Origin of the sequence: Enterobacter sp. RHBSTW-00318 (assembly GCF_014101375.1) — a bacterium.
Taxonomy (GTDB): domain Bacteria; phylum Pseudomonadota; class Gammaproteobacteria; order Enterobacterales; family Enterobacteriaceae; genus Enterobacter; species Enterobacter ludwigii.
On record NZ_JABXQH010000001.1, the window covers coordinates 1,154,750 to 1,167,609 of the forward strand.

Genomic DNA, 12,860 nt, shown 5'->3' on the forward strand with positions numbered 1-12,860 from the left:
ACTTAAGAAGGTAGGTGTTACATGTCCGAGCTTAATGAAAAGTTAGCCACAGCCTGGGAAGGTTTTGCGAAAGGTGACTGGCAGAATGAAGTAAACGTACGTGACTTCATTCAGAAAAACTATACCCCGTATGAAGGTGACGAATCCTTCCTGGCTGGTGCAACTGACGCGACCACCAAGCTGTGGGACAGCGTAATGGAAGGCGTAAAACTGGAAAACCGCACTCACGCGCCAGTTGATTTTGACACCTCCGTTGCTTCTACCATCACTTCTCACGATGCTGGCTACATTAACAAAGCCCTTGAGAAAATCGTTGGTCTGCAGACTGAAGCACCACTGAAACGTGCGATCATCCCGTTCGGTGGTATCAAAATGGTTGAAGGTTCCTGCAAAGCGTATAACCGCGAGCTGGACCCAATGCTGAAAAAAATCTTCACCGAATACCGCAAAACCCACAACCAGGGTGTATTCGATGTTTACACCAAAGACATTCTGAACTGCCGTAAATCTGGCGTTCTGACTGGTCTGCCAGATGCCTATGGCCGTGGCCGTATCATCGGTGACTACCGTCGCGTTGCGCTGTACGGTATCGACTTCCTGATGAAAGACAAATACGCGCAGTTTGTTTCCCTGCAGTCTGATCTGGAAAACGGTGTAAACCTGGAAGCGACTATTCGTCTGCGTGAAGAAATCGCTGAACAGCATCGCGCGCTGGGTCAGATCAAAGAAATGGCGGCTAAATATGGCTGCGATATCTCTGGTCCTGCAACCAACGCTCAGGAAGCTATCCAGTGGACCTACTTCGGCTACCTGGCCGCTGTTAAGTCTCAGAACGGTGCAGCAATGTCCTTCGGTCGTGTATCCACCTTCCTGGATGCTTACATCGAACGTGATATGAAAGCGGGCAAAATCACCGAGCAAGACGCTCAGGAAATGATTGACCACCTGGTCATGAAACTGCGTATGGTTCGCTTCCTGCGTACCCCTGAATACGATGAGCTGTTCTCTGGTGACCCAATCTGGGCAACGGAATCTATCGGTGGTATGGGTGTTGATGGCCGTACTCTGGTTACCAAAAACAGCTTCCGCTTCCTGAACACCCTGTACACCATGGGTCCTTCTCCGGAGCCGAACATCACCGTTCTGTGGTCTGAAAAACTGCCTCTGAACTTCAAGAAATTCGCCGCTAAAGTGTCCATCGACACCTCTTCTCTGCAGTACGAGAACGATGACCTGATGCGTCCGGACTTCAACAACGATGACTATGCTATCGCATGCTGCGTAAGCCCAATGGTTGTTGGTAAACAAATGCAGTTCTTCGGTGCGCGTGCAAACCTGGCGAAAACCATGCTGTACGCAATCAACGGCGGCGTTGATGAAAAACTGAAAATGCAGGTTGGTCCTAAGTCTGAACCAATCAAAGGCGACGTTCTGAACTTCGATGAAGTCATGGAGCGTATGGATCACTTCATGGACTGGCTGGCTAAACAGTACGTCACTGCCCTGAACGTTATCCACTACATGCACGACAAGTACAGCTACGAAGCCTCTCTGATGGCGCTGCACGACCGTGACGTTATCCGCACCATGGCGTGTGGTATCGCAGGTCTGTCCGTTGCGGCTGACTCCCTGTCTGCAATCAAATATGCGAAAGTTAAACCAATTCGTGACGAAGACGGTCTGGCTGTTGACTTCGAAATCGAAGGCGAATATCCGCAGTTTGGTAACAACGACTCTCGCGTTGATGACATGGCGGTTGACCTGGTTGAACGTTTCATGAAGAAAATTCAGAAACTGACCACTTACCGTAACGCTATCCCGACTCAGTCTGTTCTGACCATCACGTCTAACGTTGTGTATGGTAAGAAAACCGGTAACACTCCGGACGGTCGTCGCGCGGGTGCGCCATTCGGTCCTGGTGCTAACCCAATGCACGGTCGTGACCAGAAAGGTGCTGTTGCCTCTCTGACCTCCGTCGCTAAACTGCCGTTTGCTTACGCGAAAGATGGTATCTCTTACACCTTCTCTATCGTGCCAAATGCGCTGGGTAAAGACGACGAAGTACGTAAAACTAACCTCGCGGGTCTGATGGATGGTTACTTCCACCACGAAGCGTCCATTGAAGGTGGTCAGCACCTGAACGTGAACGTAATGAACCGTGAAATGCTGCTTGATGCGATGGAACACCCTGAGAAATATCCTCAGCTGACCATCCGTGTATCCGGCTACGCAGTACGTTTTAACTCCCTGACGAAAGAACAGCAGCAGGACGTTATCACCCGTACTTTCACTCAGTCCATGTAAGTGGAATTGACTGAAATCACGCGTTAAAAGGCGTACAATAAAGGCTCCACATACGTGGGGCCTTTTTAACACTCTCTCCATCACAGTCTCTTTTGTCCGCTATCTATACTCTATGGATAACAGCCAAAACAGACTTAAACACAGCCGGTTTTGAGCTGTGCATACACAGGCCCCGGACGGGCCGATGCTGGAGATATCACCGCAATGTCAATTATTGGTCGCATTCACTCCTTTGAATCCTGTGGCACTGTCGATGGCCCGGGTATCCGCTTTATCACCTTTTTCCAGGGCTGCCTGATGCGCTGCCTGTACTGCCATAACCGTGACACCTGGGATACGCACGGCGGCAAAGAAGTGACCGTCGAAGAACTGATGAAAGAGGTGGTGACCTATCGTCACTTTATGAACGCATCCGGCGGCGGCGTAACCGCTTCCGGCGGTGAAGCCATTCTGCAGGCCGAATTCGTGCGCGACTGGTTCCGCGCCTGCCGCAAAGAAGGCATTCATACCTGTCTCGATACAAACGGTTTTGTCCGCCGCTACGATCCGGTCATTGATGAACTGCTCGACGTCACCGACCTGGTGATGCTCGATCTCAAACAGATGAACGATGAGATCCACCAGAATCTGGTGGGGGTTTCCAACCACCGTACGCTGGAGTTTGCCAAATACATCTCCGGGAAAGGCATCAAAACCTGGATCCGCTATGTTGTTGTACCTGGCTGGTCAGATGATGACGATTCCGCGCATCGGCTGGGAGAATTTACCCGCGATATGGGCAACGTTGAGAAAATTGAGCTTCTGCCCTACCACGAACTGGGTAAACACAAGTGGGTCGCCATGGGTGAAGAATATAAACTCGATGGCGTTAAGCCGCCGAAGAAAGAGACGATGGAACGCGTGAAAGGTATTCTTGAACAGTACGGCCACAAGGTAATGTATTAAGAAAAGGCCCGGTGAGAACCGGGCCTTTTTTATATTATCTGAAGACGCCATTAATAATGGTGGTCACAACCGCAGTACTCAGCGCAATTAAGACCAGATCGTCACCGACGACACGCCATTCATAGCCAGGATAGGAAGGAAGCTGGCCCAGCATAGAAGCCGGCACGGTTTTCTTCGCAATGCCCGGAGGGAGCGGTTTACCGCGTGCGAGGTTTTTCGCAATACCCGGAGGCAGTGACTCATAACCTGTTAAGCCGTAATTGAGTGCCAGGTGACGGGCATGATCGAAGCTCACACGGGCGTCGACATCGTCACTGACGCTTTTATTCGATTTACCTGGATTTTCCTGACCGTTATTTTGTTTATTACCGTGGGTACCGGAATTTCCGTTGCCATGACTACCGGAATTGCCGTGACTGCCGCCATTACCTTGTCCGCCACTGTTCCCGTGACCACTGCCATTCCCGTTACCCGGGTTAGCCATGACCGGAGCTGCAGCAAATGTTAAAGACAACACTACTGCCAGAGCGGTAGTGGTAAAACGACGAGTAGACATGATTGTTGCCTTTTAGTGATAGAACTCACCTGAATTATCGCCTGGTGCAATAAACAAACAATACGTAAAAGTCTTATATGTGATGGGGACAAAAAAGCCAGTCATCGACTGGCTTTTTATTAATCAGGCATGCGCCACAGGCGTCGGGTGTTCTCCCACTTTGCGCAGCAGCATTAAGAGGTAAATAAACGATACGCTGGCAATCATAATAAACAGCAAATTGTCGGAGTAATTCTGCATCAGCATCGCGGTAAAGGTCGGTCCCAGCAGGCTGCCGATGGTATAGCTCAGTAACAACGCCTGATTCATTGCCACTAACTGGTGATGTTCAACTTTCTCACAGGCCCAGGCCATCGCGACCGGATAGAGCGTAAAACCTGCGGCACCCAGAATAAACAGCGCAGGCGCCATCGCCGCATTGCTGAGCATGGCGAGACAACCCATGATCACCACGAAAACCTGAACACGCAGCACCAACAGGCGACCAAAGCGATCGGCCAGGCGTCCAATCGGCCACTGACCGACGATCCCCGCACTCACCATCACCGCCATCCAGAAACCGATCCCGGAATCGCTGACGCCCTGATGGTTCAGATAAAGCGGCATCAGGCCATACAGTGAACCAAGCACAATTCCGGAGATAATACAGCCATTAACGCCAAGGCGCGCCTGACGCAGTCTCAGCATTGGCCAGACGTGGGTTGCTTCCTGGTGTTCGCTATTCTGGTTCACAATGCGCGTAAAGAGCAGCGGCAGGATTGCCGCCAGCACCATTCCCGTCACCCACGGCAGAACGCTCATCAGGTCGGTTGGCAGTTTGCTCACCATCAGTTGACCAAGCACGGTACCGATGTAATAAACCATCATATAGGCTGCCAGCAGGCGTCCGCGGTTACGTGACGTGCCGCTGCACATCAGCGCGCTTTCAACCACCACCCAAATCATCGCGCAACCCACTCCGGCGATAAAGCGCCATACCATCCAACTCCAGAAGCCGACCATCAGGCCCAGCCCGGCACATCCGACCGCGAAGAGCAGCGAGGCCAGATAATAGCTGCGGTTAAAACCAAAGCGTTTAATCAGGCTTCCTGTAACCAGCGTACCCAGCAGGTTGCCGGTAAAAAAGGACGAGCTGACCATACCCACCTGCCAGGTCGGTAAGTTTTCATGGGCGAGCCACAGCGGGACGAGCGTATTTAACACTGCGATCGCCAGGGTCAGCAGAAGCAGGCCACAGAGCAATAAAAGCACTGGCCGGGTATAGATGGTCATGGATTAAAAACCGTGAGGAAGTTCAGATTTCGTGCGCATCATGCCACTGGCAAAAACAAAGTCAATCCACTGATTTCACCGCCACGCACGATATGTTCCCTGTCGATTTAAAAAACTTATCCTGCTAATGCAACGCCTGCTATAGATATGAATTATGTATCTGTTTTTATTTATTAATGCCCGAAGTGAAAACAAAACGTCAGTCGAAAAATTTCATGATTAAAATAAAAAAAGCCGGGCGCTCCGTCCCGGCTTTATCTCACCCACTGCAACGTTAACTGGCGACGGCCATACCTACGGTCATATGCAAACCATAGAACACACCGCGGCCGATCAGTTCACCTGCGAGGACCAGCACAAAAGCCAGTGACAGGAGCGGCAGCGCGGGTTGATACCCCTTAAGCTGAGGCACAATCCAGCACACCAGTGCCGCCACCAGCAGGACCACGCGCCAGGCCATCAGCGAGCCGTATGCCGGCACCAGGGCAGATGCCTGCTGAACAGAGCTGTGAATGGTTGCCAGCTCCGCGCCCTGCATCAGGGTGACGACTGCGCTCACCACCAGCGCCAGCAGTGAAACGACAGGCAGCAAACGCATCGCCCAACCGTCAACACCCGCGACGCGCAGCAGCATGAAGCCAAGAAGCGGCCCACCAATAAACAGCGTCAGGAAGAAGCTCATCGGCGTCCAGATGCTGTACCAGGTCGGCACGGTGTCGATGGTGTTATAGACCCGCACCATCATCCACACAAACACCACGCCCAGCACCATCGTGACAATCAGCCACACGCTGCGCAGCCCTGCCGGCAATTTCTTCAGTGCTGCCAGCAGCCAACCCAGCCCACCCACAGCAAAGAAGATCGCCCCGCTGGCGATTTCATTACTGAGTGACGACGCGCCCACCCGGTTCAGGGAGTTGAACGCGCGCATTGGTGAGCCGAGGTGCAGCGTAGAGGCAATAAAGCCAATTCCCATCAGCACCCACAGGCCAAACATACTCAACACTAAACGTTGTTGTTGCTCAGCAGTGAGATTCCCTTTCAGCAGCGCCAGCGCGAGGACAATAAAACCGCCCGCCACACACTGCCCAAAGACCGTGAAGATCATCAGCGGCCATTCATGCCATCCACTTCCCATCTCACACCTCCTTCGGGTTTGCCAGGTAGCCGGTGGTATCCCCTGTCGGGCGGCTGTTGGCGTTAGGTTTAATCACGATGCTTGGCTTCGTGAAGTGCGCGGACGGCAGCGGCGCGACGGCCGCCAGCTGGCCATGTTTTTTACGCAGTTCGTCAATGGGACCGAAATCCAGCGCACGCAGCGGGCAGGACTCCACGCAGATCGGCTTTTTGCCGTCTGCCACGCGGGTGTGGCAGCCGTCGCACTTGGTCATATGCCCTTTGGCGGCGTTGTACTGCGGGGCACCGTACGGACAGGCCATGTGGCAGTAGCGACAGCCGATGCAGACATCTTCATCCACCACCACGAACCCGTCGTCACGCTTGTGCATCGCCCCGCTCGGGCAGACCTTGGTGCAGGCCGGGTCTTCGCAGTGGTTGCAGGCAATCGACAGGTAGTAGGCAAACACGTTCTGGTGCCAGACACCGCTGTCTTCCTGCCAGTCACCGCCCGCGTATTCGTAAATACGGCGGAAGCTGACGTCCGGGGTTAAATCTTTGTAATCCTTGCAGGCGAGCTCGCAGGTTTTGCACCCGGTGCAGCGGCTGGAATCAATAAAAAATCCATACTGGGTTGTCATCGGTTACTCCTTACACCTTTTCAACCTGAACAAGGTTCGTGTGGGACGGGTTGCCCTTCGCCAGTGGCGACGGACGCTGCGTGGTCAGTACGTTAATACTGCCTGCCTGGTCGATGCGATTCGCATCCGGGCTATACCAGGCCCCTTCCCCCAGCGCGACAACGCCAGGCATCATGCGCGGAGACACCTTGGCTTCAATGTGTACCTCACCGCGACCGTTAAAGATGCGCACGCGGTCGCCATTGCTGATCCCACGGGCTTTGGCATCCATCGGGTTAATCCACATCTCCTGACGGCAGGCAGCTTTCAGTACGTCGACGTTGCCATATGTAGAGTGAACACGTGCTTTGTAGTGGAAGCCGGTCAACTGCAGCGGGAATTTCGCGGTCAGCGGATCGTTGTAGTTTTCAAAGCCCGGCGTGTAGATCGGCAGCGGATCGATAACATCCCCTTCCGGCAACTCCCAGGTAGAGGCAATTTTTGCCAGCTCTTCTGAATAAATTTCAATTTTGCCCGATGGCGTGGTCAGCGGATTGGCCTGCGGATCGTCACGGAAAGCTTTGTACGCCACGTGGTGGCCTTCCGGATCACGCTGTTTGTACATCCCCTGCTCACGGAAGGTATCGAAATCCGGGAGGTCAGGGATCGCTTTGCGGGAGAGTTCATGCAGATGGCGCATCCACCCTTCCTGCGTGCGCCCCTCGGTAAATTGCTGCTCAACGCCAAGACGTTTCGCCAGCTCAGAGGTCATCTCATAGATGGTTTTGCACTCAAAGCGAGGTTTAATGGCCTGATCGGTAAAGATGACGTAGGACATGTTGCCGCAGGAGGCATCCAGCGCGAAATCCATCTGCTCAGAGGCCGTGCAGTCCGGGAGAATAATATCGGCATATTTTGCTGAAGAAGTCATGTGGCAGTCGATCACCACAATCATCTCGCACTTCTTGTCATCCTGCAGGATTTCATGGGTGCGGTTAATTTCAGAGTGCTGGTTGATGAGACAGTTTCCGGCGTAGTTCCAGATCATCTTGATCGGGACATCCAGTTTGTCCTTACCCCGCACGCCGTCACGCAGCGCAGTCATTTCCGGGCCGCGTTCAATGGCATCAGTCCACATAAACATGGAGATACTGGTCTGAACCGGGTTTTCCAGCGTCGGCATACGTTCAAACGGCACTTCATAGGAGCCTTCACGCGCACCGGTGTTACCGCCATGAATGCCCACGTTACCCGTCAGAATGGCGAGCATCGAAATGGCACGGGTGGCAATTTCACCGTTCGCATGACGCTGTGGACCCCAGCCCTGACTAATATAGGCCGGTTTAGCCGAGCCAATCTCGCGTGCCAGTTGAACAATACGGTCTACCGGAATTCCCGTGATGGTGGACGCCCATTCCGGCGTTTTGGCAATACCGTCGCTGCCCTGACCGAGAATATAGGCCTTATAGTGGCCATTAGCCGGCGCGCTGGCTGGCAATGTTTTCTCGTCATAACCGACGCAGTATTTATCGAGGAACGGCTGATCGACCAGATTTTCAGTGATCATCACCCATGCCAGCGCGGAGACCAGCGCAGCATCGGTGCCAGGACGAATCGGGATCCACTCATCTTCACGCCCTGCACCGGTGTCGGTATAGCGCGGGTCGATAATAATCATGCGGGCATTCGATTTGGCGCGCGCCTGTTCGAGGTAGTACGTTACCCCGCCACCGCTCATGCGCGTTTCACCCGGGTTGTTGCCGAACAGCACCACCAGCTTACTGTTTTCGATATCAGACGGGCTGTTGCCGTCTGCCCAGCCACCGTAGGTGTAGTTCAGACCAGCGGCAATCTGCGCCGAAGAGTAGTCGCCATAATGGTTCAGATAACCGCCGCAGCAGTTCATCAGACGGGCCACCAGCGTTTTCCCCGGTGGCCAGGAGCGGGTCAGCGTGCCGCCGAGCGTCCCGGTGCCATAGTTCAGATAGATGGATTCGTTGCCGTAGTCTTTGATCAGACGCTGCATGTTCGTCGCGATAATGTCGTAGGCTTCATCCCAGCTAATGCGCTCGAACTTCCCTTCTCCACGCTTGCCAACGCGTTTCATCGGGTACTTCAGGCGGTCCGGGTTATAAACGCGACGACGCATTGAACGGCCGCGTAAGCAGGCGCGGACCTGATGTAACCCCTCGTAGTTATCGTCCCCGGTATTATCGGTTTCGACATATTTAATCTCACCATCCACCACATGCATACGCAGTGGACAACGGCTACCGCAGTTTACGGTACAGGCACTCCACACCACTTTTTCCGGGGTGGCCGGGGACAGTGCATCCGCCGCCGACACCAGACGAGAAAAAGGGAGCGTAAAGGCGCTGCTGGCAACGGCCAGACCACCAATTGCCGTGGTTTTCATCAACCCACGGCGAGTGACCTCGGCAGCCATTAACGCTTCAGGCGCTTTGATTTTCATAGAGACTCACTTTGGTTGCTCACAAAGAAAAGAGAGGCGGCATATGCCGCTATATAGTTTTATATATAACGAATGACTTCGTTATTGGTTTTTTATGCTGACTTTCATTCGGAGGAGTATTACTACTTTGGAGGGAGGGGTTATTGCGTCGTATCAATTCTAAGGTATAAAAAAAGCGCCCTGAGGCGCTTTTTTGTTTCACGTCAAATCATTAACCGATGTACTGCTGGCCTTTCATGTACGGGCGCAGCACTTCAGGGATCTCAATACGACCGTCCGCCTGCTGATAGTTTTCCAGCACGGCAACCAGTGTACGACCGACAGCCAGACCAGAACCGTTCAGGGTATGCACCAGACGGGTTTTCTTGTCAGACTTGCTGCGGCAACGTGCCTGCATACGACGCGCCTGGAAATCCCAGACGTTAGAGCAGGAGGAGATTTCACGGTAGGTATTCTGCGCAGGAACCCAGACTTCCAGGTCGAAGGTTTTGCAGGCACCAAAGCCCATATCACCGGTGCACAGCGCCATACGACGGTACGGCAGCCCCAGCAGCTCCAGCACTTTCTCAGCGTGGCCGGTCATCTCTTCCAGCGCGTCCATCGACTCTTCCGGGCGGACAATCTGCACCATCTCTACTTTGTCGAACTGGTGCATACGGATCAGACCACGGGTGTCGCGACCGTAAGAACCCGCTTCAGAACGGAAGCACGGAGAGTGTGCTGTCAGTTTGATTGGCAGGTCGTCTTCGTCGATGATCTCATCACGCACGAGGTTAGTCAGCGGCACTTCCGCAGTTGGGATCAGCGCGTAGTTGCTGCTGTCAGCTTCCTCGTCCAGCGGACGGGTGTGGAACAGATCGCCGGCAAATTTTGGCAGCTGGCCAGTACCGTACAGCGTATCGTGGTTAACCAGATACGGGACGTAGGTTTCGCTGTAACCGTGCTGCTCGGTGTGCAGATCCAGCATAAACTGCGCCAGAGCGCGATGCAGATGAGCAATCTGGCCTTTCATCACAACGAAGCGAGAACCGGTCAGCTTAACTGCGGCCGCAAAGTCCAGGCCGGCATGCATTTCGCCCAGGGTAACATGATCGCGAACCTCGAAGTCGAACTCGCGAGGCGTACCCCAGCGTTTCACTTCAACGTTGTCGTTTTCATCTTTACCGACAGGTACGCTATCGTCAGGAATGTTCGGGATCGCCAGCGCGATATCACGGATCTCGGCCTGAAGCACGTCCAGCTCCGCTTTCGCCTGATCCAGCTCTTCACCCAGTTTGTTCACTTCCAGGCGTAATGGCTCAATGTCTTCCCCGCGCGCTTTCGCCTGGCCGATGGATTTCGATCGAGAATTACGCTCTGCCTGCAGATTTTCAGTTTGTACCTGCAGAACTTTACGACGCTCTTCAAGAGCGCGCAGCTTATCTACATCCAGCTTAAAGCCCCGGCGTGCCAGTTTTTCAGCGACTGCGTCTGGCTCATTACGCAGCAGATTGGGATCGAGCATGCTTATCCTGTGCTTATCGAATTAAAATAGGAAAATGTGACCACAGCCTGCGGCCACAGGGATACATTGCCAACATTACCGCAACGATCGCACTAACGGTAGCGTTTTATAGGGCTATTTTGATCCTGTCCGGCGAGCCAGGCGAGCTTTTCGCCAATCTTGCCTTCAAGACCTCTGTTTGTGGGGTGATAATAGCGGGTTTGTGCCATCTCCTGCGGGAAATATTCCTCCCCGGCGGCGTAGGCATTGGGTTCGTCGTGGGCGTAGCGGTATTCCTGCCCATACCCCATCTCTTTCATCAGTTTGGTCGGCGCATTGCGCAGATGAACCGGCACGTCATAATCCGGGCGTTCACGAGCGTCGGACATGGCCGCTTTAAAGGCGGTATAGAGAGCGTTACTTTTCGGTGCGCAGGCCAGATAAACAACCGCCTGAGCGATAGCACGCTCGCCTTCAGCAGGCCCGACGCGGGTAAAGCAGTCCCAGGCCGAAATAGCCACCTGCATGGCGCGTGGGTCGGCATTCCCGACATCTTCAGAGGCAATCGCCAGGCAGCGACGGGCCACATACAGCGGATCGCCACCGGCGGTGATAATGCGGGCATACCAGTAAAGCGCCGCATCGGGCGCGCTGCCGCGCACGGACTTATGCAGTGCCGAAATCAGATCGTAAAACCGATCGCCTTTATTGTCGAAACGCGCGCTGCGCTCCCCGGCGATCTCGGTGAGCAACGCCGGTTTCAGTACCCGCTTGCCGGACGCATCCACTTCGGCCATATCGGCCATCATTTCCAGCGTATTGAGTGCCCGGCGGGCGTCGCCGTTAACCAGCTCAGCGATCGCCCGGCGCGTGTCGTCAGGCAGAACGATATCCTGCCCGCCGTAGCCGCGCGCGTTATCGTTCATCGCCTGCGTGAGAACCTGTTCAATATCCTCCACGGTCAGGGATTTGAGCAGGTACACACGTGCACGGGAAAGCAGTGCGGAATTGAGTTCAAACGACGGGTTTTCGGTGGTGGCACCGATGAAGAAAATGGTGCCGTCTTCAATGTGCGGCAGGAAAGCATCCTGCTGGCTTTTATTGAAACGGTGAACTTCGTCAACAAAGAGAATGGTACGTCGCCCGGCATTGCGGTTTTGCCGCGCACGTTCAATCGCCTCGCGGATCTCCTTCACGCCGGACGTGACCGCCGAGATGCGCTCGACATCCGCGTTAGCATAGCGGGCGATAACTTCCGCGAGCGTGGTTTTGCCTGTACCGGGTGGACCCCAAAGGATCATGGAGTGCAGATGCCCGGCCTCAATGGCACGCGGCAAGGGTTTCCCCGCAGCCAGCAGGTGTTGCTGGCCGATGTACTGCGCTAAATTTTCTGGCCGCATACGAGCGGCCAGAGGTTGAAACGCATTCTCAGAAAAATCGAGCGACAGATTGCTCACTCATGCCTCTTACTTGTTGCGCTGATCGTCCACCGTTACGCCCTGCGGCGGGGTAAAGGTGAATTTAGACGCGTCAACCGCGCCGTTTTGCTGGGTCTTGAGCTGGTAGCTGCTACGCTGGTCGTCCTGCTCAACCGCGCCAAACTGATTAATGGTTCCGTTGGTGCTCACGTTGATGGTGAACTGTTTCAGGTTGCCATTGCTGCCTTTCGGCGTCAGAACAAACTCATCACCATTCTGTTTGATATTGTACTGCTGCCAGTCGCTGGACTGGTTACGCGCAATCAGCATGAAAGGCGTATTGCTGGTCGCGTCTTTCAGCCAGGTCGCAGTAGCCTGCTCGACAAACGGGTTGTAGAACCACAGGGTCTTACCGTCAGAAACCAGGATGCTCTCATCCGGCTGAGTCATATGCCAGTTAAACAGATTCGGGCGTTTTACCCACAAATCCCCCTGACCTTCCTGCACCGCATTGCCACTGCCGTCAGTCACTTTTTGCGTGAAGCTGGCGTGGAAACTGCTCACTTTATCCAGTCGGCTTTTAAGGTCGCTGGCTGCATCAGCCCAGACGCTGCTGGCGACAAAACTGGTGAGTAATGCACAGGCGATTGCGATTTTTTTCATTGTTATTCCT

Annotated in this window: 10 protein-coding genes; 2 read left to right on the forward strand and 8 right to left on the reverse strand. The window is 54.1% G+C overall.

Annotated elements, in window-relative coordinates:
- Positions 1 to 21 precede the first annotated feature (21 nt).
- Both pflB and pflA read left to right on the forward strand, forming a co-directional pair.
- Positions 22 to 2,304: a formate C-acetyltransferase gene (gene pflB / locus HV157_RS05760; RefSeq protein WP_014169380.1), complete on the forward strand. Its 2,283-nt coding sequence runs from the start codon at positions 22 to 24 to the stop codon at positions 2,302 to 2,304.
- A 204-nt stretch (positions 2,305 to 2,508) separates the two neighbouring features.
- Positions 2,509 to 3,249, forward strand: coding sequence for a pyruvate formate lyase 1-activating protein (gene pflA / locus HV157_RS05765; protein ID WP_020884823.1), 741 nt, complete (start codon positions 2,509 to 2,511; stop codon positions 3,247 to 3,249).
- Positions 3,250 to 3,283: 34 nt separating this feature from the next.
- On the opposite strand, the gene HV157_RS05770 is transcribed toward pflA, so the two are convergent.
- The 8 genes from HV157_RS05770 to lolA form a co-directional block, all read right to left on the reverse strand.
- The gene (locus HV157_RS05770; protein ID WP_020884824.1) at positions 3,284 to 3,805 is read right to left on the reverse strand and encodes an anti-virulence regulator CigR family protein; all 522 of its coding nucleotides are present in this window, start codon (positions 3,803 to 3,805) and stop codon (positions 3,284 to 3,286) included.
- A gap of 123 nt (positions 3,806 to 3,928) precedes the next feature.
- Positions 3,929 to 5,077: an MFS transporter gene (locus HV157_RS05775; protein ID WP_014169376.1), complete on the reverse strand. Its 1,149-nt coding sequence runs from the start codon at positions 5,075 to 5,077 to the stop codon at positions 3,929 to 3,931.
- A gap of 274 nt (positions 5,078 to 5,351) precedes the next feature.
- Complete coding sequence (locus HV157_RS05780; protein WP_014169375.1) at positions 5,352 to 6,215, reverse strand: dimethyl sulfoxide reductase anchor subunit family protein; 864 nt, start codon at positions 6,213 to 6,215, stop codon at positions 5,352 to 5,354.
- Between the two features lies 1 nt (position 6,216).
- Entirely contained in the window at positions 6,217 to 6,834 is a 618-nt protein-coding gene (locus HV157_RS05785; protein WP_020884826.1) for a DMSO/selenate family reductase complex B subunit, read from the reverse strand.
- A gap of 10 nt (positions 6,835 to 6,844) precedes the next feature.
- Positions 6,845 to 9,286 carry a dimethylsulfoxide reductase subunit A gene (gene dmsA / locus HV157_RS05790; RefSeq protein ID WP_182268399.1) on the reverse strand — a complete coding sequence of 814 codons (2,442 nt, stop codon included), beginning with the start codon at positions 9,284 to 9,286 and terminating at the stop codon, positions 6,845 to 6,847.
- Positions 9,287 to 9,497: 211 nt separating this feature from the next.
- Entirely contained in the window at positions 9,498 to 10,790 is a 1,293-nt protein-coding gene (gene serS / locus HV157_RS05795; protein WP_008499983.1) for a serine--tRNA ligase, read from the reverse strand.
- 92 nt (positions 10,791 to 10,882) lie between these two features.
- On the reverse strand, positions 10,883 to 12,226 hold the full coding sequence (gene rarA / locus HV157_RS05800; RefSeq protein WP_020884828.1) for a replication-associated recombination protein RarA: 1,344 nt from the start codon (positions 12,224 to 12,226) through the stop codon (positions 10,883 to 10,885).
- A 9-nt stretch (positions 12,227 to 12,235) separates the two neighbouring features.
- Positions 12,236 to 12,850, reverse strand: coding sequence for an outer membrane lipoprotein chaperone LolA (gene lolA / locus HV157_RS05805; protein WP_014169368.1), 615 nt, complete (start codon positions 12,848 to 12,850; stop codon positions 12,236 to 12,238).
- Positions 12,851 to 12,860: the final 10 nt, after the last annotated feature.